The organism is Streptomyces sp. MGP-P1, from assembly GCF_057766565.1.
Map to the genome: position 1 here is coordinate 325,892 of NZ_JBYMEM010000006.1, position 19,816 is coordinate 345,707.

Genomic DNA, 19,816 nt, shown 5'->3' on the forward strand with positions numbered 1-19,816 from the left:
TCCGCAGCCAGTCCGCAGGACACCCGTAAGCGGCCGTCGGGAGCCAACGCATGTCAACGAGGAACCCCAGGTCAGGGCCCCGCACGGGGCTCCGTCGCAGGTCAGGATCGAGGCTCAGACATTCCGCTTCAACGTCTGACTGGCAGTCAAGAAATGTGCCCGGCCCGCCTGTTGGTGGGTCGGGCGCAGGTGTACGTCCGCGTGGAGTCCTTGTGCCGCGAAGCGCTGAGGTGTTGGGGACGGGTCTGGTTGGTGCGACTGCGGTCGGCGTTCAGACTTTGACGACCTCTACGGCGGGGCCGCACAGGAGCGTCAGGTCCTCGGGATCGGAGGTCAGGACGGTGACCGGCTGGGGTGCGGTGCGGGCGATGACGGCGAAGGCGGCGTCGATGGCGTACTTGTGGCCGTGGAGGCGGTGGCTGCGCAGGAGGGCTGCGGCCTGATCGGTGCTCTCCTTGGTGACGTCGTGAACGTCGACGCGGGAGAGGACCCACTTGATCCGGGCGGGGTGAATGCGCTCGTAGTCGGCCTCGAGGGTGGTCATGGCGCTTGTGGCCACGCGGATGCCTTCCTCCGATGCCGCTTGGATCAGGGCCATGACGGTGCGGTCCTTGCGGTAGAGCTTGGAGAGGCCTTCGCTGTCGAGCAGTAGGGTGCCGGGCATCAGGCTGCGGCCCCGCCGGCCTGCCGGTGGTCATGGCGCAGCAGCGCGCGGGCGGCTTCGACCTCCTCGCGGGTGAGCTCGTCATTGTCGGTCGCGAAATCGGCGACGATCTCCCGGAGCTTGTCCATGGCGACCCGTTGTTCGAGGGCTTCGGCGACGTAGGAGGAGAAACCACCGGGCCCGACGTGGGCGCGTACGGCTTCGGCGAGGTCCTCGGGCAGGCTGATCGAGTACTTCTTGCTACTGCTCATGGTGCCCATGCTACCGGTGGTCGTAAGTCTCTGGGTGTACATGGTCGTGGCCGCGCGGACTGTGCGGACGGGTATCCGTCCGGTCCGCAGAGAGTCCGAAGGACACCCGTAAGCGCCCGTCGCAGGCCAACGCGAGCCAACGGAGAAATGGCTGGTCAGGGCCCTGGATGGGGCTCCTTCGCAGGTCAGGGTCAGACCGCAGGCATTCCGCTTCAACGTGTAGCGGCTGGCGCATCACCATGTCGCTGATCTGGTAAACGTGCAGGTCGGAGAGGTTCCGGCTCTTCGGGGTCGGGCCCTTGAGTTCTTCGCGGGCTGGGATGGTGTTGGGGCGTGGATGGGCCGACGGTGCCAGGTTCGATGAGTCCTCCCGATACCACGAGCCGGGAGTCGTGGGGAGCTCGGTCTGCCGCACCGGGTTCGTTCTTGCTGGTTTCCCATGTCTTGTGTCTTGCGGAGGCCGCTCCGGCACCATCGCGCCGATTCGTTCGCCGAGTCCCGGATCGGGGAGTTCGCGCAGGGGCTCGGTCAGCGGTTGCCGGCCGATCCGAAGGTGAGGCTGCGGCTGCGCCGGGAACTGTTCGATGCCGTTGACGATGGTGAGTTCGATGACGCGTTCGCGGAGATTCGGGCACAGACGGGGCCGCGAAATCCGGACGGCTCGCTCAAGGGCGAAGACGGGGCTTCGGCGGCGTAAGAGGGCGCTACCTCATCGACAAGCCGGCGCCGGACCGCCGGGGTGAACCGGCAGTGCGGGCGCGGTTGGATGCGCTGGACCGCGATGGCCTCCTAGCGGTGTGCGCCCCGACAGGGTATGAGGTTCTGTGCTCGGCACGTGGAAAGCCGGAGGCGCTGCGCCTGCGTACCCTGTGCTCCGTTGTTTCGACTACTTGCCCTGCAACGACGAGGTGTTCGAGCAGGCGCTCGCGACCCAGGCACTGGCGCTGAACGCCGGCTATCACCGGACGCTGTCGCTGGCCGACGTCCTCATCGCGGCGACCGCGGAACGGCACGGGGCCACGGTCCTGCACTACGACGGCGACTTCGACGTGATCGCCTCGGTGAACGGGTTGCAAGCCGAGTGGGTCGTGGAGCCCGGCACCGCCGACTGACCGAGAACGCCGCATGCCGTGTCAGATGAGTCGCCAAGCATGCAGGTCGGGGGTGGGCCTGCCTCCTCGGTGGCGGATCCCTTCGTCCCCTTGTGCCGGATGGGTATGGATTCCCTGACCCGCCCGGCGATGCATATGGTGTAGACCGTGGAGCCGTGACCGACGCGGATGACCCACACGAGCAGTTCGCCGTTGTCCACGGCTATGCCGCGAGCGCCTCCGCCGTGGCGCGGACGAACGCCTCGTGGTTGTCCAGCATGATGTTGTGCCCGCAGTCGGGAATCGGTACCACGCTCACGCCCGCCGCTTCGAGCTGCTCCGCTCCGCGCAGCGGGCCGATGCTTTCGGGCAGCAGGTAGGTGCGCGGGATCCTCAGGTCCGTGAGCAGGGTTCGCAGGGGCGGGACACCGCCGCGTGCGAGATGCACCGCGCTGCGGTGCAGGGCCTCCAGGCCCGCCAGGCGCATCGTGGACCACCAGTGGGCGCCGGCGGCATCGCGGACCTCGCGCCAGCCGCCTGCCAGGAACTCCTCCTCCGTGAAGCGGGCGATGCCCGCGCTTCCCGGGCCCGGGGCGGGGGTGACCGGGTCGAGATTGGCGTCCACCAGGACGAGTCGGGAGACCAGGCGCGGGTGTCGGGTGGCCAGGACGATGGCCACCGAGCCGCCCATGCTGTGCGCGATCAGCTCGGCCCCCGCCACGCCGGCGGCCTCCAGCGCCGCGGCGAGCGCGTCGGCGTGCGCGTCGAGTGTGTAGTCGAAGTCGCCCGGGCGGTCGCTGATCCCGAATCCGAGCATGTCGATCAGCAGAGAGCGGCGCCCCGCGAGCAGGGGGTGGGCCGCGCTTTCCGCGAAGTAGGCGGGCGAGGTGGCGCCGAGCCCGTGGACGTAGACGCGCGAGGGCTCAGCCCCCGGCAGCTCGACCCACCGTATCCGGTCACCGCTAGGTGTCGCACTGGCGCTACGCACAACCTTGAACTCCCGCACTCGAACTCGTTGGAAAAGGCGAGGCTACCCGTCGGTCGCCGCGTCCGTCGTGGATCGTGCGGTGCTTGCGGCCCGGTTCCCGCGCCTCGGCCGGTGAATGCTTCGGTCAGGACCGCAGCCATGGTGCGTTCAACGTACATAAGTCGCTGTGCGTGTTCGGCGGCCGGTCCGGTCGGCCGCCTTGATCAGAGCGTGCCAGGGGCATCCTTTACCAGCTCCTAACCCTTGGTCGGGGAAAGTGCAGGCACCCTGTGGGAATCACGTGTCAACGAATGTGCGACATATGTTTCCGATGAGGAGTAAACGTGCGTCATCCCTCCCCGATAACAGAGGTGGACACGCAGGTCATCGCTCTGAGTGATGAGGCCCGTGCCCTGTACATCGGACTGCTGAGGCAGGCAGGGGCGGAACAGGGGCAATCCGCGGGCCCGGGGGAGGCGTCGGCGAGCGAGGGCGGGGCGACGCAGGAACTCATCTCCCTGGGGCTGGTGGCCCGGTCCGAACTGAGTCCCCAGCGGCTCAGTGTGGTGGATCCCCAGATCGTCGAGGCGCGCATGGGTTCCGCGTTGCGGTCGAAGGCGCTGCTTCTGCTGGAGCAGGCGGCCGATCTTTCGGAATTCCTCGGTCCGCTTATCGCGGTTGCCCAGGAATCCGCCGTTGCGCATTCCGGTGAGCCAATTGTCCATCTTGAGGGGAAGGCGGTGATCAGCGCCTTCATCAGCAGTACCGTGAATCAGTGCGGCGAGGAACTCCTCACCGCACAGCCGGGTGGTGGCCGAGCGAAGGCCACCCTGTCCGCGATACGGGCGGAGACGGCCTCGCTGCTCGACCGGGGAGTATCCGTACGGACGCTGTATCAGCACACGGCCTGGCATGACGGTCCGACCCGGGACTACGTCTCGGATATGACCGAACTCGGGGCGGAGGTGCGGACGTTGGATGAATTCTTCGATCGTCTCGTCATCGCGGACCGACGTATTGCCTTCATCCCCGCGGACGCGGGCAGGGATCGCGCGGTTATCATTCGCGACCCCGCCATCGTCCGGTTCCTGTCGGATGTGTTCGACAGGAATTGGCTGCGGGCCAAGGTGTTCATGGGATCCCGCACCCCGCAGGAGTCCATGGAGATCAGTTCCGCGTTGCGCGAGACCATCATCCGATGCCTCGTCGACGGAGACAGTGACAGCGAGATAGCCAAGCGGATCGGGTTGAGCACCCGCGCGTACGCCTCGCATCTGGCGAAGCTCAAGGAGGAGTTCGGCGTGGAGACGCGCTTTCAGCTCGGATACTCCCTGGCCCTGAGGGGGAGGGGCGATGCATGAGACCCGCCCCGGGCACCTGGCCGGCCACGGAGGATCAGGCGGAGATCCTGTCCTCTGTCGGGGTGGGGGTGAGGACGGGTGTGGGAGTGGGTGTGCGTTCGGTAGCCGTGGTCGCGTACGGCGGCGGTACGGCCGGGACGTCCGCCGGACGAGCGGGGGGCCTGCGTCGGGCCAAGGCCATCGCGTGATAGCCGAGCACGGTCACCACGGTGCCGAGGGCGATGCCACTGACGGAGAAACCGTCGGTCACCTGGATCGACACCCCTCCGATGCCGACGATCAGACCCGCTGAGATGGGGACGAGGTTCGCCGGGACGGCGAAGTCCACGCCCGCCTTGATCCAGATCTTGACGCCGAGCAGTCCGATCATGCCGTAGAGCACGACGGTGATGCCGCCGAGCACTCCACCGGGGGTCGCGGCGATGAGCGCGCCGAACTTGGGGCAGAGGCCGAACAGCAGAGCGGTGGCCGCGGCCATCCAGTAGGCGGCGGTCGAGTACACCCGCGTGGCCGCCATCACCCCGATGTTCTCGGCATAGGTCGTCGTCGGCGCACCTCCCACGGAGGAGGCGACAGCGGTGGCCAGGCCGTCCGCGAAGATCGCTCTGCCCAGGCTCCGGTCCAGGTCGGCACCCGTCATCTCGCCGACCGCTTTGACGTGACCGGTGTTCTCCGCGACGAGCGCTATCACGCCGGGCAGGACGAGCAGGATCGCCGAGGTGGTGAAGGTCGGCGCGTGCAGGGTGGGGAGTCCGAACCAGTCGGCGGACGAGACGCCCGTGAGGTCCACCCGGACATGCTCGGTGACCCTCCCGGTCGGGTCCGCGGCGGTGATCGGACCCGCGACCCGGTCCAGTACCCACGACAGGGCGAAGCCCAGGACGAGGCCGACGAACACGGCCAACCTGCCCCAGAAGCCGCGCAGCAGCACACCGGCCGCGATGACCGCGGTCATGGTCGTCAGCGCCACCCACTGGTCCTGCGGCCAGTAGATGTCGGCCACCACCGGAGCCAGGTTGAGCCCGATGAGCAGGACCACCGCGCCGCTGACCACGGGCGGGAACACGCGGTTGACCGCCGCCGGCCCGGCGAGATGGACCAGCACGCCGACGAGGGCGAGCACCAGGCCGGCGACCAGGATGGCACCGGTGACGGTCGCTGTGCTGCCTCCCGACGCCTTGATGGCCGCGACGGCGCCGACGAACGACGCGCTGGTGCCGAGGTAGCTGGGGATCCTGCCCTGGACGACGAGCAGGAAGATGATTGTGGCGACACCGGACATCAGGATGGCCAGGTTCGGGTCGAGCCCCATGACCACCGGGAAGACGAAGGTCGCGCCGAACATCGCCACCACGTGCTGGGCTCCGAAGCCCAGTGTGCGGGGCCAGGACAGCCGTTCGTCGGGCATGACCGCCGCCCCGGGCCGCGGGGCGCTTCCGTCGCCGTGCAGACGCCAGCCGAGCCCGAGTCTCTCTGTCAGCTTCACCAGTTGTCCCTTGTCGAGGAGGTCGGTACCGATGGGTTTCGCGGTCATCCCAGCGGGTGGCCGCTGACCGTGACCTGGGCCGCCACCTGGGCCAGCCGCCGGTCCACGGTCGGCACGTCGTCGCCCACCACGATCCCGAAGCCGGCCCGGCCCAGGAACTCACGAGGCGGGAGACGGAGCTGTGCGCCCGGTTCGCGGACCTGCCGTACGGTGCGCAGCCACGCGGAGTCGGCGAGCTCGCCCGCCACGCTGATGCCGTCCAGCACCAGGTCCCGCTGGGGGTAGAGGAACTGGATGCCCACCAGTTGGTCGGTGGGCCGCACGGATCGCGGAGCGGAGCCGCAGGCCACGGAGGCGGCGATCTCCCCGGCGGAGAGGCCAGGCGCGGACAACTCCGCGAGGTACGGGATCAGTTCGCCGCCGAGCCGGCCGTTCACCTCGATGACCTTGGGGCCGTCGGCGGTGAGCATCAGCTCGGTGTGGGTCAGGGACCGGTCCACTCCGAGCGCCAGGTTGGCCCGTTCCACCACGTCCCGTACGGCGCGGCGCGTCGCCGGGTCCAGCACCGGGCCCGCGACGTGTCCGACCTCTTCGAAGAAGGGCGGATAGCCCGTCCGCTTGAGAGCGGTGACGTACGGGTGCACCTCGCCGTCGAGCACCCAGCTGTCGACGCTGATCTCCTCGCCGACCAGGAACTCCTCGATGAGCACCTGCCGGTCGACGACCGAGCTGAACTCCGAGTCCTGGGCCAGGGTCACCGCGGCGCGCAGATCAGCCTCCGAACGCACCACCTGCACACCGATGCTGGCTGCCTGGGCGCGGGGCTTGACGACCACCGGGTAGCCGAGCTCCGACGCGGCCCGGAGCGCCTCCTGTGCTGTGGAGACCAGCTGGAACCGGGCGGACGGCACGTTCTGGGCGGCGAAGACGGTCCGCTGCACGGCCTTGTCCCGGCAGGCTCGTGCGGCCTCGACGGGCATCGTGGGCACACCCAGTTCGGCGCCGACCTCGGCGGCGAGCACGACGAGCTTCTCCTCCCAGGTGAGTACGCCCGCCACGGTGCGTCCCTGTACGAGGTCACGGACCGCCTCACCGACGGCCTCGGGGTCGTCGAGGTCGGTGACACGGTGGTCGGTGACGAACGGAAGCTGCCAGTCCAGTTCGCCGCGGTTGAGGAGCAGCACGTCGCAGTGGTGCGACAGCCCCTTGAGTACGTACTGCCGGAACTCCTGGTAGCCGGATCCGATGACGAGCACGGTGTTGCGCACGCTGAGACTCCTGTGGGTCGAGTGGGGCCCGGCGAGCAGCCGGGGCGATGTCAGACGGCTGCCGGAGCCGCGGCGCGCGGACGCTCGCGGTGCACCACGGAGATGATCTGGTCGAGCACGGCGGGTTCGAGGAAACCGTGTTCGGCGTCCAGCGCCTTCAAGGTGGGCGGCAGCAGGTGCGCTTCGCCGAGCTCACTGGTGATCACGATGTTCGGCAGGACGGCGTCGCCGATGTGGTAGCTGATCGCGCGGACCAGGCAGAGGCTCTCCGCGATGTCACGGTGAAGCGCTTCCGTGAAGGCCCGTACGGGGAACTGCAGCGCCATCCTGCGCGTGGCTCCCGGGTCCTCGGGGAGGGACGCGGGCCAGTCGCCCTGTGCCATCGAGACCAGGCAGTCGTAGGTGTTGAGCCCGGATCCGGCGATCGACAGGGTGGTGGCGCCGGACACGCGCGGGTTGATCTCCAGGACGTGGTACTCACCGTCGACGTAGATCATGTCGAGGTCGATCGCGCCGGTGATGCCGAGCGTCTCGCACAGCCGGACGAGCGAGGCGGCGACGGGCCGGAACGCCTGGTCCGCCTCCTCGCGCGGCGCCACGTAACGCAGTCGGCCGAAGGTCGCCGCCGGCCCGTCGCCCGCGGGGCCCATCCAGAGCATGGGCTGGACCACGTAGCGTCCGGGGGCGCCGACGATCTCCACGGAGCACAGTTCGCCGGCGACGAACCGTTCCAGCATGAGGTTGCCGTCGTAGGGGCGGTCCAGATACGCGCTGAGCGCCCGCGCGTCCCGCAACACCTGCATGCCGTTGCCCAGACAGTCCCACAGAGGCTTGGTGATCAGCGGGAATCCCAGGGCTCGCGCCCGGAGCAGGACGACGTCGCGGTAGGCGGGGACTACGAGATTGCGGTCGTTCAGGAGGTCCCCGTCGGCGAGGATGGCCGGCGGGGTGGTCAGTCCGTGCGCGGCGAGGAGCTGCTTGGTCTCCCATTTGTTGGACAGGAGATTGACGGTCTCCAGGTCGTGCATGACCATCGGGATGCCGTGCTGGGCGAGCTCCCGCTTGACGACGGCGTCCCGCAGAGCGTTCTCGTCCGGGATGGACAGGGAGATCACCGCGTCCGGGCGCCACTCCAGGAGTGCGTCGACCAGCGCCCCGGGGGATATGGCGGGGTCCACCTTCTCCGATTCGCCGGGGAAGTCACCGGGACCGCAGTGCCCGTCGGTGTAGAAGATCTTCACCTGGATCGCATCACGTGCCAGCCGGGCCCGCAGCTCGTTCAGGTAGGGGTCTGCCTGCTGGATCTCGATGGAGCGCAGGAAGGCGATGCGTGACATGTCTCAGTTCTCCAGATCGATGGAAATTCCAGCGACTACGTCGTCGGCGAGCTGGTTGGCCTGCGCGGGAGAGCTCGCCCTGACGATCACGTGCCCGATGCGGGTGAACCTCTCGTAGTCGTTGCCGATCCGGTCGCCGGGCGCCGCGTAGGACTGCACGGCGACGACTCCCTTGGTGGGATGGGCGCCGCTCAGGCCGCTGAACACCCCGTGCTTCGGAGTGCTGATGAAGCGGATCGCGGCGGCGCCGGTCCGCAGGGGGCGGGTGTCCGGCCGGCGGCCGATGGCGGCCTGGACATAGCTGCGGGCTTCGCTGATCCCGGTCGCGTGTTCGACGACCTTCATGATGTGTCCGCCGGGCGGCCGGGCCCCGACCTCGATGATCCGGGGGCCGTCCGGGGTCACCTTGAGCTCGGTGTGCGCGACGCCGTTGCGTACACCGAGCGCGGTCAGCCCCTGCTCGACGACGTCGAGGACCGAGGCCCGGGTCGCGGGATCGAGCTGGGCCGGCACCGTGTGCCCGGTCTCCTCGCAGATCCCGCCGCCGGTGGTGAACTTCTGGGTGATCGCCAGGTGGTCGAAGGCGCCCTCGAACGCCACGCTCTCGATGCTGAACTCCGGTCCTTCGAGGTACTCCTGGACCAGCACCGTCGTGTCGAGCGGGATGCCGTAGGGGAATTCGCGAGACCACTGCCGTGCCCGCTCGAATGCCTCCGGCAGCTCGTCGAGGGAATCGATGACCGCGACGCCCACCGACCCCGCGTTCTCCGCCGGCTTCACCACCAGCGGGAACGCGAGCCGGGCGGCGCCGATGCCCGCGGCCGCCGCGTCGACCGAGGTGGCCGCGACGCAGAGCGGGCTGGGTACGGCGTACTTGCCGAACAGCTCCGCCATGCTCCGTTTGTTGCGTACCGCGTCGGCACGATCCACATCGTGACCGGGCAGCCCCAGCCGCGCGGCCAGTCGCGTGGCCAGCGGAGAGAGGAACTCCCAGCCGACGAGCACCCCGGAGATACCCTGGGTGGTGCAGTAGAGCTCCAGCTCCTCCAGGGCTGTCTGCGGGGAGCGGAAGTCGGTGAAGACGGTACCGGTGAACTTCTTCCTCAGGCTGTCGGAGTAGCGGTCGTACACCTCCGAGTGGGTGGCCAGGTGGACGGACACCCCCAGGTCACGGGCAGCGTCGACGACGTCCTCCGCCGCACTGCTCTCCGCTCCGAAGAGCAGGACACCTCTGGTCACGATGGGTTACCCCAGTTCCGGGATCGGTTGGATGGATTGCGGACGGTCCGGGTGGTGGATTGCGGACGGGCCCGGGTGAATGGCTGTGCGGACGGGTCCGGGGCGATGGCTGTGCGGACGGGTCCGGGTGGTGGATGGCTGTGCGGACGGGTCCAGGCCGACGGCTGTGCGGACGGCCCTCAGCCGGCCGCGCCGGACGGGACGGCGTCCTGTGCGGCGGGCTCACCCTGCGGGGCGAGTTGCCGCGGCAGGCCCCAGACGGCCGGGATAGCGATCACGCTGAGCGCGCAGAGCACCAGCCAGGGCGTCCTCGGTCCCGCGCTCAGCAGCGTGGTGAACAGCCACGGGGCCAGTGCCATGCCGAGCGTCCAGGAGAGCTGGAACACCGCCAGATAGCGCCCGAGTGCGTGGGGCGGAGCCAGCGCGACGCTGAGTTCTCCCAAGCCGGGCGAGGCCAGGATCTCCCCGGCCGTGAAGATGATCATCCCCAGGAACAGGCCCGCGATGACGGCCCCTTGCGGCATACCGTCCAGCAGGGCGTAGATGCCGAAGGCCAGTGCGTCCAGCGCGGAGGCGACGGCGATCACCTTCGTCAGCGGGTGGCGTTCGATCAGCCGGGTGGCCACCGACTGCCCACCGATCACCAGGGCGCTGTTGACGATGAGCAGGACGCCGACGAGCCAGGTGGGGGCGGAGAGCGCGTCCACGACGTAGATGGCCAGCAGGAAACTGAGAACCATCGCGGCCAGGACGAAGACCACGTTCACCGCGACCAGGCGCAGATAGACGTGGTCCCGCAGGACCAGGCGGTAGCTCGCCTTCGGCGTCTGCTCCGCGCCGTGCGCGCCTGCCGCGCCCCGCCCCTTCTCCCGTGGATGCCAGGTGGCGATGAGAACGCCGGCCACGGCGTAGGACAGTGCGCAGCCGATCACCAGGGCGCGCAGGCCCGCGGTCCCCGAGGTGCTGGTGGCCAGCGCCGCCACCGCACCGCCCACGCCCAGCCCGACGTTCCGAATGACCCGGATCAGGCCGAACCACCTGGTGCGGTCCCCCTGGTGAGCGGCCATGGAGACCAGGGCGCTGTTGGCGGTCCAGAACATCGCGGTGCCGAACTGCACCGCGACCCCGGTCACGACCACCTGCCAGGAGTTCTCCACGAAGAGGAAGGAGAAGAAGGCCACGGCGCACAGGGCGTTGCCGGCGATGACGACGCGTCGTGCCCCGTACCGGTCCATCAGGGGCCCCACCACCGCCGGTGCGGGGAGCGTGAGCAGTCGGGAGAGCGTGAGCGCGGTACCGACCGCCACCGCGGACATGGCGGTGGTGGCGGTGAAGTAGACCAGTTGGAAGGCGAGCAGCAGACCGTTCCCGGTTCCCTGGATCAAGCTCGCCAACAGGAAGTTTCCGGAACCGCGGATCTCGGGGAACCCGAACCGGGACAGTCTGCTCGCAGCGGGCGGGGCGGCGGCCGAGGGCATGGCGAAGGCCTTTCTGGTGACAGGAGGATCCGGCCGGGCCGGGCACGGCGTGGCCGCCGCCGTTCCCGGCGGATACGGACGCGGGAGTTACGGGGCCCCGTAGGCCTTGCGGAACTTCCCGGTGATGTACGCGCCCGAGCGCACCGGCAGGTGCCTCGGCGGGTTCTCCGGTCCGGTGCACGTCGGAATGCACTCGATGACCGCATCGAAGTTGGGCTGGTGGAAGAACGGGATCGAGTACCGTTCGGTCCCGGCGAGCTCCGCGGGAGGGTTGACTACCCGGTGCACCGTGCTCACCCACTGGTTGTTGGTCCAGTTGGCCATCAGGTCACCGATGTTCACCACGAACGAACCGTCGATGACGGGGACGTCGAGCCACTCCCCGGTCTTCGACTGGACCTGTAGCCCTCCGGTGCCGTTGTCCTGGTACAGGATGGTGAGGCTGCCCCAGTCGCTGTGCACGCCCTTGCGCAACTGTCCCGGCTCGGGCGGCGTCTCCTGCGCCGGGTAGTAGTTCGCCGTCATATTGGTCATGTGCTGGTCGATCTTGTCGTCGAACCAGTCCTCCGGAAGACCGAGACCCAGGGCGAAGAGCCGCATGATGTGCCCGGCGAGGTCTTCCATCGCCGCGTAGTAGGCCAGATAGGCATCGGAGAAGCCGGGCAGCGCCGGCCAGCGGTTCGGGGACCGCAGCGCGGGGTCGGCGTCCACGGGCAGGGACCGCGCCCCGTGACTCTCGCCGAGACGATTGACCGTGTACGTCTCGGAGATGTCCGGCAGGGCCCGCTCCCGCTCGACCGACGCGTCCTCGTTCGAAGCGGCGAGGCTGCCCTTCCGGCCGAAGCCCCGCATCAGCGGATCCCCGGGATCCGCCAGCAGTTCCGCCTTCTCGTGGGCCGGCAGCGAGAAGAACTCCCGCGTGGCCCGGTACATGGCGGAGATGGTCGTCGCAGGAACTCCGTGCCCGACGATGACCAGGAATCCGCTGGTGCGGCACACCTTGTCGATGGTCGCGGCCAGTTGTTCACGGGAGCCTGCGGGTCCCGAACGGGAACCGCTCAGATCGAGGACCGGAACATACCCGTCCACGACGGTGATGAGCGCTGCTGTATCGCGTATCTCTTCTTCCATGACGGACATCGCTGCCACCTCTCAGATCATCCCCACCGGGGCGGCGGGGCTTTCCACTGCTGGATCACTTCGAACAACTCCGCGGAATCCGCGACGGAAGCGAGCGTCCCGGCCTCCTCGGGGCGGAGGAATCCGCTGACCGACATGCGGTTCGTCATCCGCACCAGGCGGTCCCAATAGCCGTCGGTGTTCAACAGCACGACGGGTTTGTCATGGTGGCCGAGGACCAGCCAGGCCCACACCTCGAGGATTTCCTCGATCGTCCCTACGCCGCCCGGCAACGCCACGAAGCATTCGCCCAGGTCGGCCATGAGCTGCTTGCGTTCATGCATGCTGTCGACGACCCGCAGGTCGGTCAGTCCGGGATGGGCCACCTCCGCGTCCACGAGGGACTGGGGAATGACGCCGGTCACCCGTCCGCCCGCGGCCAGGGCGGCGTCGGCCACCACGCCCATCAGGCCGACGGCCCCGCCGCCGTAGACGATCTCGTGCCCCGCAGTCGCCAGATCTCGGGCGAACCGTTCGGCGGCTTCGCGGTAGACGGTGCGGTTGCCCAGCGCCGATCCCGCGTACACAGTGATGCGCATACGACCATTCCTCCGTCTGTCAGGGGCCGGCGGCGTCAGGGACTGACGCGTCCGCAGCGCTCGTAGGACGCGTGGGTCAACGGCATGAGCCGCGCGAACTCGGCCTCCATCTGCTCCGCCACGATCTCGATCTCGCGCTGGGGATGGGATACGTACGTGGCGTCCGCGCGGTTGGTGCGGAGGCCTAGGAAGTGCATCAACGACCGCGCGTTGCAGGTCGCGTACACCGTCGAGAACGTGGCCACCGGAAGAACCATGCGGGCCAGCTCACGGGCGATTCCGGCATCGAGCATCTGCTGGTACTCGCGGAACGCGGCCCGGTAGGCGGTGCTCGCCGACAGCGACAGCAGCTCGTAGTCCTCCTCGCTGCCGGGCACGTACTTGTAGTGCCCCGGCTTTCCCTCCTGCTTGAGCAGCCGGTCGCTGTCCGGAACGTAGAAGACGGATTCCAGATTCTTGTAGCGCGCGCTCTCCTCGTTGAACGACCACATACGGTGACGCATCATGTGCCGGATCACGAAGATCGGGGCGTTCACCAGGAACGTCATCGAGTTGTGCTCGAAGGGGCTGCCGTGCCGGCTGCGCATCAGGTACTGGATGAGCCCGGCCATGTAATCGTCGCCGCGCTCCTCCCGGTGGGCCTCCTCGCCGGCGGTGGAAACGCGGGCCGCCCGGATCACGCCGAGGTCCGACGCGGTGTGATCGACGAGTTCCACGGAAATCTTGCTCCGAAGCTCGATCTCCGGACCGATCTCCGAGTCGATCTCCGAGCCGATCGCACGGTCAGCGGCGAATTCGGTCGGGGTGAGTGAACTGATCGTCATGGTGATGCTCCTCCTGGGAATTCCTACGGAAACGATCTACGACACCTATGGGAGCGTTCAGAGTTCGCCGGTGGTCACGGAGCCGGTGTGTCCCAGCCGTGATCGGCGGGCGTGGTGCTGATCCGTACCGATGCCGGCGCCGACGTGGCCTTGCTCTCACCTGTGGCGCCCCCCGCCACCAGCAGCGCGCTCATCACGGCCACGCTCGCGGCCGCCAGTGCCGCACTGACCACTCGTACGTATCTCTGCTGACGCATCTCTCGGTCCCCCCTCGAATACTTCGCACGGGGGCTGTCCCCCCGGCTTTGATTCTTCGACAACCGGAGAAGATCAATAAGGTCACACCTGTGCAGTGCACAGATCGGAACCCGTCCCCGACGCGTTCCGTCCGTAGTTCGGGCGGGCCGAACGGTTCCCTGCGGGGTCATAAGGGGTAAGTAGCTGAATAAGTCCCCTTGGGGAGGCTGATTCGATGCCGTGGTTCGCTTGGCTGCTCGCCGCCGCGGCGCTCGGCGCTGCGGAGTTCTTCACTCTGACCCTCGTTTTCGGGTTGCTGGCCGGCGCGGCGTTGGTCGCCGCCGTCGTGGCCGGAGTGGGCATCGGCCTGCTCGGCCAGCTCGTGGCGCTCGGACTGGCGGCGGCAGCGGGCCTCGCCCTCGTCCGCCCTGTCGCGCTGCGGCACATGGCGCAAGGACCCCTGACCTACGAGGGCAGCGACGCGCTGATCGGCAGGCGGGCCGAGGTCATGCAGGAGGTCACCGCGACCCACGGCCTGATCAAGATCTCCGGCGAGGAGTGGTCCGCCCGCGCTCTCGACGAAAGTCTGGTGATTCCGGTGGGCGCTCTGGTGGACGTCATGGAAATCGAAGGCGCCACAGCCGTCGTGTATCCCCGCGAGCTCCTTCCGTGAGTTGAACTGCTGAACACGCAGGGCGGCGGGAGTACACGGGAGTACGCGAGAGGACCGTAGGGGGACATAGGAGGAGGAATGGATCCGGTTGTCATCCCGATTCTCGTGGCGGCGATCGTCGTCGTCTTTCTCGTGGCCGCCACGGTGCGCATCGTTCCGCAGGCGCGCCGCTACAACATCGAGCGGTTCGGCCGGTACCGCCGGACGCTCCAGCCCGGCCTGAACTTCGTCCTGCCGGTGGCGGACCGGGTCAACACCAAGCTCGACGTCCGCGAGCAGGTGTATTCGTCCGACCCCAAGCCGGTGATCACCGAGGACAACCTCGTGGTCAACATCGACACCGTGCTCTATTACCAGATCACCGACCCGCGGGCGGCGGCCTACGAGGTCGCCGACTATCTGCACGCCATCGATCAGCTCACCGTGACCACCCTGCGGAACGTCATCGGCAGCATGGACCTGGAAGGGACGCTCACCTCGCGTGAGGAGATCAACGCCCGGCTCCGTGCTGTCCTCGACGACGCGACCGGGAAGTGGGGCATCCGGGTCAACCGCGTCGAGATCAAGGCCATCGATCCGCCGAACACCATCAAGGAGGCGATGGAGAAGCAGATGCGCGCCGAGCGTGACAAGCGCGCGGCCATCCTGCACGCCGAGGGCGAGCGGCAGGCCAAGATCCTCACCGCGGAGGGCACGAAGCAGAAGGACATCCTGGAGGCGCAGGGTACCCAACAGGCCATGATCCTCCGGGCGGACGGCGAGTCGAAGGCGGTGGAGCTCGTCTTCCAGTCCGTCCACCGCAACAACGCCGACGCGAAGGTCCTGGCCTACAAGTATCTGGAGACGCTGCCGCATCTTGCGCAGAGCGACAACAACACCTTCTGGGTGATCCCGGGCGAGCTGACCGAGGCGATCCGCACCGTCACCAGCGCGTTCGGCGACCAGCCGTCGACCACCGGGCCCCCGCCGGGTGCGCGGCGCGAGGACGCGACCGAGGCCGACGCCTCGGACAAGGACCACGTCGGGGCCCCGGAGGTCGAGGCGAACTCCACGCTCGCGCTGGACGCCGTCGCTGCCGCCGACGAGGCCGCGAAGCAGGCCGCCGTCGCCGTGAGCGACGCGAAGGCGGAGGCGGAGGCGGCGGGAGAGACGCGGCTGCCGGGGCGGGGGGCGGCGTCGGGCGAATGACCTTCACCCGGCGACGGTCATGGTCGGACCTGTCCGCCCGGCCTCGCCCCGCCATGAGTTTTCGGCCGACTCAGTGAGCTACACGGCCGCGAAGCTCACGCTCGCCCCGGACAACTCGCGCAGCTTGTCGCGGGTCTCGGCGTCGGTCGAGTACACCACTGTGCCGACCATGCCCCGCGTCAGCAGCACCTTGTACGTGTTGCGGATCAAACGGTCCATATCCGCGTCCGGAGTCGACCTCTTGAAGACCGGATCCTTGGACGCCGCGCGGTCAGTGACCCAGCGGTCGCCACGCCAGAGCAGGTCGGGGCCGATGATGACGCCATTCCAGTCGTACCCTCGGAAACGGCGTTACCCCAGGTGTGTATCCAGCCCAGGCATCAGCCGGTGCTGCCGGCCGATGCCTGGGCTGGACCACGGCCCGTCCGTGCGTCCGGCGCCGTGGCGCGCAGGGTGGTCCGACGTACGCCAACGTGTCTCATCGATGCTCGTCCCCTGCTGGGACTGGCCTCGATGCGCTGATCGCCGGTCCGTTGCCTCACACCGCCAGCGGCACCGCGTGGATCTCGTCCGCCGTGTGGCCCGCGCGTTCGTGGATGCGTTGGACGGCTTCTGCCGACGGGGCCGTGGACAGGCAGTAGACCGTGCCGGACTGCGGATCCGCCCAGGCGTGTTCGAAGTGGACGCCCTCTTCCTTCTCGATCGCCACGTCGGCCGCGTGGGCTTCCTTCAACTGCGCGGGCGTTATGCCCTTCATGCCCCGGTGGACATCCATGTACATGCCCATGACTCGTACACCTCCCGAGGTTCGGTCACGCCCCCTCTTCCATGCTGCACCTGATGTCGAGCGCGGGCGCGCGGGGACTCAGCGCTGCGTTGCCGCGCGCCCTACCGGCCGTCCGCCTCCACCCGCAGTTCCGCCAGTCCCGCCGGCTTCTCCGGGTCCTCCGAGCGGACCGTCACGCGGACCTTGCGCGCTGTGTCGCCCGACAGGTAGGGACGCCAGAAGCGGCCGTCGAGGGAGGTCTCCACGGTGTGCGAGGCGGGGGCGGTGTCGCTCCAGGCCGGAGTCACGGAGGTCAGCCGGAGGGGCCTCGTGCCCAGGTCCGCCGTCAGGGATCCCTCCGCGCCCTCGGGAGACCAGGACGTCGCCGGGGCCCCGTCCACCGCCGCCTCCGCGTACAGGCCGGGGGCCTCGGACGTCGCCGTCACCGGGCGGCAGCGCGCCGCGTCGGCCGTCGGGGTCAGGTCGGGGCGCCGGGTGGGCAGCTCCAACGTCGAGGAGAGGCGGCGCGGGCCCTTCACCGTGTGGACCGTGAACGGGGTGCCCGAGGTCAGGCGGACCGTGGTCGTCCGGGCGCCGATCGCGACCTCGTACGTCGCGTCCCGGTACCGCAGGCCCTTCAGCGTGACGCCCTCGTGCAGTTGGGGCGGCAGCGTCGGATCCAGGCGCACGCCGTCCTCGCGGAGCCTGAGCCCCGTCAGGCCGTGCGTGAACACCTGGAGGAAGCCGCCCTTCCCGGTCAGGAAGTCGTCGGCCGGGAAGCCGGACAGCGGGTCCTCGGCACCCGCCTTGTCGCCGCGCGCCTCGGAGAACAGCTCGTACGGACCCCGCATGAAGGGGCGTACCGCGCGCTGGAGGTAGGTGTACGCCGAGCAGCCCGGTTCCCCGATCGCCGCCGCGTCGATCGCGTGGACCGAGTCCGTCATCGCCGGTCCGTCCGGGTCGGTGCGGGCCGCGTAGTAGTCCAGGGTGGCCGCGGCGGCGCCCGGCTCCATCGGCCACTCCAGCGGGTAGGTCAGCAGGACGGTGTCCGCCTGCTTGATCGTGGAGCCGTTGTAGCCCGCGTACTGGAGGAAGACCTTCTTCTCCGCGTCGTACGGGATGCGCAGGCCGTCCGCCACCTTGTTCCAGGCGCCGGGCGGGCTCTGGCCGAGGAGCCGGGCGGCGCGGGTCGCGTTGCGCAGCGCGGTGGCGGCGACCGCGTTGGTGAAGACGCCGTCGTCGACGCCGTTGCTGTACTCGTCGGGGCCCGCCACGTCGTTGATCGAGTAGCTGCCGTCCGCGTTCGCCGTGGCGCGCGACTCCCAGAACTCGGCGATGCCCCGGAGCAGGGGCCAGCCCCTCGACGCCAGCCAGTCACGGTCGCCGGTGGCCAGGTAGTACTGCCAGACGGCCAGCGAGACGTCTCCCTGGAGGTGGTTCTGGGTCAGGCAGTGCGGCGGGTCCCAGCTCTGGCACTCGGAGTCCATACGGCCCCGGCTCGCGCTGGTCCACGGGTAGAACAGGCCCCGGTGGCCGTACTGCTCGGCGTTCGCGCGGGCCGCGTCCCGGGTGCGGTAGCGGTATTCGACGACCGAGCGCGCCAGCTCCGGGCGGGTGGCGAGGAGCCCCGGGAACATCCATGTCTCGGCGTCCCAGAACACCATGCCCGCGTAGTTGTCGCTGGTCAGACCGGCCGGGGCGATGCTGTCGGAGGAGCCGCGCCGGGTGCTCGCCAGCAGCCCGTACTGGGCCGAGCGCAGCCAGCCCTGGAGCCGGCGGTCACCCGGGACCAGCACATCGGCGGACCAGGCCTCGCGCCAAGCGGCCTCGTTCGCCGCGAAGCCCCGGTCCCAGCCGCGCCGTACCGCCCGGTGCGCCGCCTCGCGGGCGGCCTCGGCCGGAGCACGGGAGGTCAGTGCGGTGTCGACGCCTACGTACTTCTCGAACGTGTACGTCCGGCCCGCGCGGACCGGGGACGCCGCCGGGGACGTACGGGTCCCCGGCCGCAGGGTCTCGACGACGCCCGAGCCGCGCCGCATCGTCTGGGCGACGGCCCCCTCGATCCCGGTGCCGAGCGTGCGGAACGTGCCGTCCTCGCGCAGCGTGATCCGGCGCGCTCCCCGGTCGTCGAGCCGGCCGGTGACGGTCGCGGTGCCGCTCCAGCGCGGTGTCATCCGCAGGCGTACGGCTCCGGTGTGGACGTCGGACCGGTCGGCCAGCACCTCGTACACGAGGTCGGTGGCCCGGCCGTCGGCCGTCGTCCACCGCAGTGAGGTGCGCACGAGGCCGCAGGAGAGGAAGACCGTCTGCCGGTAGTGCGAGATCCGGCCGGCCGGGGTGTCCGGGCCGAGGGTCTCCTCGCCCACGCCCACATCGATGTTCGTCCAGCTCGGGAGCGCGGCGATCACCTCGCGGCCCTCGGAGACGGCCTTGTCCCGGGCGTAGAGCCCGGAGACGAACGCGCCGTCGTAGCGGGGGGTGTAGAGCGGCCAGCCGGTCTTCTCGCCGGTGGCCGCGTAACCGGCTCCGGCCGGGGGGATGCGGTGGCCGAGGTAGCCGTTGCCGATGTACGGGTCGTAGCCGGCGGCCTCCCCGAAGCGGATGGACGTCGGCGCCCAGGAGGTCCCGGGGGCGCCCGGGCCGTCCGTACGGCCGCAGGCGGGCACGGCAGGGGACGGGGACGGGGACGGGGGCGGTGCGGGGGAGCCGGACGGGTGGGACGGGCCCGGCAACGGTACGGGGCCGGGGGTATCGGTGGCGTCGGCGAGGGGCGGCAGCGGTGCGATCAGGGCGGCCGCGACGAGGGGCGCGAGGACGGAGATGCGCGAGAGGCTCACAGGACGAAGGTAAGGACGCGCGGGTGCGGTCGGCCGTCACGGCACGCAAGGCCCCGGCACCGGGCGTCCGTCCGACCGCCGGATGGAGCAGGTCCCGCGCGCCCGCGCGCCGATCGAAAGGGCGTGGTCCTCTCGCCCCGCCATGCCCGTCCTCCCGCCCTGCCATGCCCGTCCTCCGCCCCGGAAGGGAGCGGTGACACGCGGGGCAGTGTGGTGGTGCCGCTGTGCCGGACAGGGATTCCTCGTAACGCCACAATGAATTGGCCTGCCCGGAAAGCGCGTTTGGCGCCACGCCCCGCACGGGGGTGAAGTCGAGGGCCCAGGGGCCACGGCAGACCGGGCAGCACCAGGTCAGGGCGGTGATCTCGGACCGGGTCCCGGCGTCCGGACAGTGATGGGCCGTCATGTCCGTCGGCACGTCAGGCGTAGGA

The 19,816-nt window shown here is 69.4% G+C and carries 18 protein-coding genes and 2 pseudogenes; 5 read left to right on the plus strand and 15 right to left on the minus strand.

All coding sequences use genetic code 11. From position 1 onward, the window contains the following. Positions 1-271: 271 nt before the first annotated feature. Together AC3CH1_RS17180 and AC3CH1_RS17185 are read right to left on the minus strand one after the other, a co-directional pair. Positions 272-664, minus strand: coding sequence for a DNA-binding protein (locus AC3CH1_RS17180; protein ID WP_488463745.1), 393 nt, complete (start codon positions 662-664; stop codon positions 272-274). Next, positions 664-915: a hypothetical protein gene (locus tag AC3CH1_RS17185; protein WP_488463746.1), complete on the minus strand. Its 252-nt coding sequence runs from the start codon at positions 913-915 to the stop codon at positions 664-666. The genes AC3CH1_RS17180 and AC3CH1_RS17185 overlap by 1 nt, the downstream gene beginning before the upstream one ends. A gap of 439 nt (positions 916-1,354) precedes the next feature. Between AC3CH1_RS17185 and AC3CH1_RS17190 the strand changes: the two genes are divergently transcribed. Together AC3CH1_RS17190 and AC3CH1_RS17195 are read left to right on the plus strand one after the other, a co-directional pair. Further along, positions 1,355-1,612, plus strand: coding sequence for a hypothetical protein (locus AC3CH1_RS17190; protein WP_488463747.1), 258 nt, complete (start codon positions 1,355-1,357; stop codon positions 1,610-1,612). 14 nt (positions 1,613-1,626) lie between these two features. After that, positions 1,627-2,027, plus strand: a pseudogene (locus AC3CH1_RS17195) (PIN domain-containing protein). 202 nt (positions 2,028-2,229) lie between these two features. Here the strand turns inward: AC3CH1_RS17195 and AC3CH1_RS17200 are convergent. Further along, entirely contained in the window at positions 2,230-2,994 is a 765-nt protein-coding gene (locus AC3CH1_RS17200) for an alpha/beta fold hydrolase (RefSeq protein WP_488463748.1), read from the minus strand. Positions 2,995-3,344: 350 nt separating this feature from the next. Between AC3CH1_RS17200 and AC3CH1_RS17205 the strand changes: the two genes are divergently transcribed. Beyond that, positions 3,345-4,334, plus strand: a complete 990-nt coding sequence (locus AC3CH1_RS17205) for a LuxR family transcriptional regulator (protein ID WP_488463749.1) — start codon at positions 3,345-3,347, stop codon at positions 4,332-4,334. 34 nt (positions 4,335-4,368) lie between these two features. Here AC3CH1_RS17205 and AC3CH1_RS17210 read toward each other — a convergent pair whose 3' ends face one another. From AC3CH1_RS17210 to AC3CH1_RS17250, 9 genes are all read right to left on the minus strand, one after another. After that, positions 4,369-5,742: a uracil-xanthine permease family protein gene (locus tag AC3CH1_RS17210; protein ID WP_488464424.1), complete on the minus strand. Its 1,374-nt coding sequence runs from the start codon at positions 5,740-5,742 to the stop codon at positions 4,369-4,371. Between the two features lie 122 nt (positions 5,743-5,864). Further along, complete coding sequence (locus tag AC3CH1_RS17215) at positions 5,865-7,088, minus strand: ATP-grasp domain-containing protein (RefSeq protein WP_488463750.1); 1,224 nt, start codon at positions 7,086-7,088, stop codon at positions 5,865-5,867. A gap of 50 nt (positions 7,089-7,138) precedes the next feature. Next, the gene (locus tag AC3CH1_RS17220) at positions 7,139-8,425 is read right to left on the minus strand and encodes an ATP-grasp domain-containing protein (RefSeq protein ID WP_488463751.1); all 1,287 of its coding nucleotides are present in this window, start codon (positions 8,423-8,425) and stop codon (positions 7,139-7,141) included. Positions 8,426-8,428: 3 nt separating this feature from the next. After that, positions 8,429-9,664 (minus strand): ATP-grasp domain-containing protein, encoded by a 1,236-nt coding sequence (locus AC3CH1_RS17225; protein ID WP_488463752.1) that lies wholly within the window; start codon positions 9,662-9,664, stop codon positions 8,429-8,431. 179 nt (positions 9,665-9,843) lie between these two features. Further along, the gene (locus AC3CH1_RS17230; RefSeq protein WP_488463753.1) at positions 9,844-11,142 is read right to left on the minus strand and encodes an MFS transporter; all 1,299 of its coding nucleotides are present in this window, start codon (positions 11,140-11,142) and stop codon (positions 9,844-9,846) included. 87 nt (positions 11,143-11,229) lie between these two features. Beyond that, positions 11,230-12,282 (minus strand): isopenicillin N synthase family dioxygenase, encoded by a 1,053-nt coding sequence (locus AC3CH1_RS17235; protein ID WP_488463754.1) that lies wholly within the window; start codon positions 12,280-12,282, stop codon positions 11,230-11,232. A 17-nt stretch (positions 12,283-12,299) separates the two neighbouring features. Continuing rightward, positions 12,300-12,860 (minus strand): LOG family protein, encoded by a 561-nt coding sequence (locus tag AC3CH1_RS17240; protein WP_488463755.1) that lies wholly within the window; start codon positions 12,858-12,860, stop codon positions 12,300-12,302. 35 nt (positions 12,861-12,895) lie between these two features. After that, the gene (gene thyX / locus AC3CH1_RS17245) at positions 12,896-13,684 is read right to left on the minus strand and encodes an FAD-dependent thymidylate synthase (RefSeq protein ID WP_488463756.1); all 789 of its coding nucleotides are present in this window, start codon (positions 13,682-13,684) and stop codon (positions 12,896-12,898) included. Between the two features lie 74 nt (positions 13,685-13,758). After that, entirely contained in the window at positions 13,759-13,941 is a 183-nt protein-coding gene (locus tag AC3CH1_RS17250; RefSeq protein WP_488463757.1) for a hypothetical protein, read from the minus strand. Positions 13,942-14,156: 215 nt separating this feature from the next. Here AC3CH1_RS17250 and AC3CH1_RS17255 point away from each other — a divergent pair, with 215 nt between their 5' ends. Together AC3CH1_RS17255 and AC3CH1_RS17260 are read left to right on the plus strand one after the other, a co-directional pair. Then, a complete protein-coding gene (locus AC3CH1_RS17255; RefSeq protein WP_488463758.1) occupies positions 14,157-14,594 on the plus strand; it encodes an NfeD family protein in 438 nt (145 codons plus the stop codon). A gap of 78 nt (positions 14,595-14,672) precedes the next feature. After that, positions 14,673-15,782 (plus strand): SPFH domain-containing protein, encoded by a 1,110-nt coding sequence (locus tag AC3CH1_RS17260; RefSeq protein WP_488463759.1) that lies wholly within the window; start codon positions 14,673-14,675, stop codon positions 15,780-15,782. A gap of 78 nt (positions 15,783-15,860) precedes the next feature. Here the strand turns inward: AC3CH1_RS17260 and AC3CH1_RS17265 are convergent. The 3 genes and pseudogenes from AC3CH1_RS17265 to AC3CH1_RS17275 all read right to left on the minus strand — a co-directional run. Next, positions 15,861-16,118, minus strand: a pseudogene (locus AC3CH1_RS17265) (DNA/RNA helicase domain-containing protein); the annotation flags it as partial. Positions 16,119-16,320: 202 nt separating this feature from the next. Further along, positions 16,321-16,569: an SCO4226 family nickel-binding protein gene (locus AC3CH1_RS17270; RefSeq protein ID WP_488463760.1), complete on the minus strand. Its 249-nt coding sequence runs from the start codon at positions 16,567-16,569 to the stop codon at positions 16,321-16,323. Positions 16,570-16,670: 101 nt separating this feature from the next. Beyond that, positions 16,671-19,385, minus strand: coding sequence for a glycosyl hydrolase family 65 domain-containing protein (locus tag AC3CH1_RS17275; protein WP_488463761.1), 2,715 nt, complete (start codon positions 19,383-19,385; stop codon positions 16,671-16,673). Positions 19,386-19,816 lie beyond the last annotated feature (431 nt).

Excerpts from the sequence above, each read along its gene's own strand:
- AC3CH1_RS17180 (WP_488463745.1), bottom strand. The coding sequence starts at position 664 with ATGCCCGGCACCCTACTGCTCGACAGCGAAGGCCTCTCCAAGCTCTAC.
- AC3CH1_RS17185 (WP_488463746.1), bottom strand. The coding sequence starts at position 915 with ATGAGCAGTAGCAAGAAGTACTCGATCAGCCTGCCCGAGGACCTCGCC.
- AC3CH1_RS17190 (WP_488463747.1), top strand. The coding sequence starts at position 1,355 with ATGTCTTGTGTCTTGCGGAGGCCGCTCCGGCACCATCGCGCCGATTCG.
- AC3CH1_RS17210 (WP_488464424.1), bottom strand. The coding sequence starts at position 5,742 with ATGCCCGACGAACGGCTGTCCTGGCCCCGCACACTGGGCTTCGGAGCC.
- AC3CH1_RS17220 (WP_488463751.1), bottom strand. The coding sequence starts at position 8,425 with ATGTCACGCATCGCCTTCCTGCGCTCCATCGAGATCCAGCAGGCAGAC.
- AC3CH1_RS17230 (WP_488463753.1), bottom strand. The coding sequence starts at position 11,142 with ATGCCCTCGGCCGCCGCCCCGCCCGCTGCGAGCAGACTGTCCCGGTTC.
- AC3CH1_RS17235 (WP_488463754.1), bottom strand. The coding sequence starts at position 12,282 with ATGTCCGTCATGGAAGAAGAGATACGCGATACAGCAGCGCTCATCACC.
- AC3CH1_RS17240 (WP_488463755.1), bottom strand. The coding sequence starts at position 12,860 with ATGCGCATCACTGTGTACGCGGGATCGGCGCTGGGCAACCGCACCGTC.
- thyX (WP_488463756.1), bottom strand. The coding sequence starts at position 13,684 with ATGACGATCAGTTCACTCACCCCGACCGAATTCGCCGCTGACCGTGCG.
- AC3CH1_RS17250 (WP_488463757.1), bottom strand. The coding sequence starts at position 13,941 with ATGCGTCAGCAGAGATACGTACGAGTGGTCAGTGCGGCACTGGCGGCC.
- AC3CH1_RS17255 (WP_488463758.1), top strand. The coding sequence starts at position 14,157 with ATGCCGTGGTTCGCTTGGCTGCTCGCCGCCGCGGCGCTCGGCGCTGCG.
- AC3CH1_RS17260 (WP_488463759.1), top strand. The coding sequence starts at position 14,673 with ATGGATCCGGTTGTCATCCCGATTCTCGTGGCGGCGATCGTCGTCGTC.
- AC3CH1_RS17270 (WP_488463760.1), bottom strand. The coding sequence starts at position 16,569 with ATGGGCATGTACATGGATGTCCACCGGGGCATGAAGGGCATAACGCCC.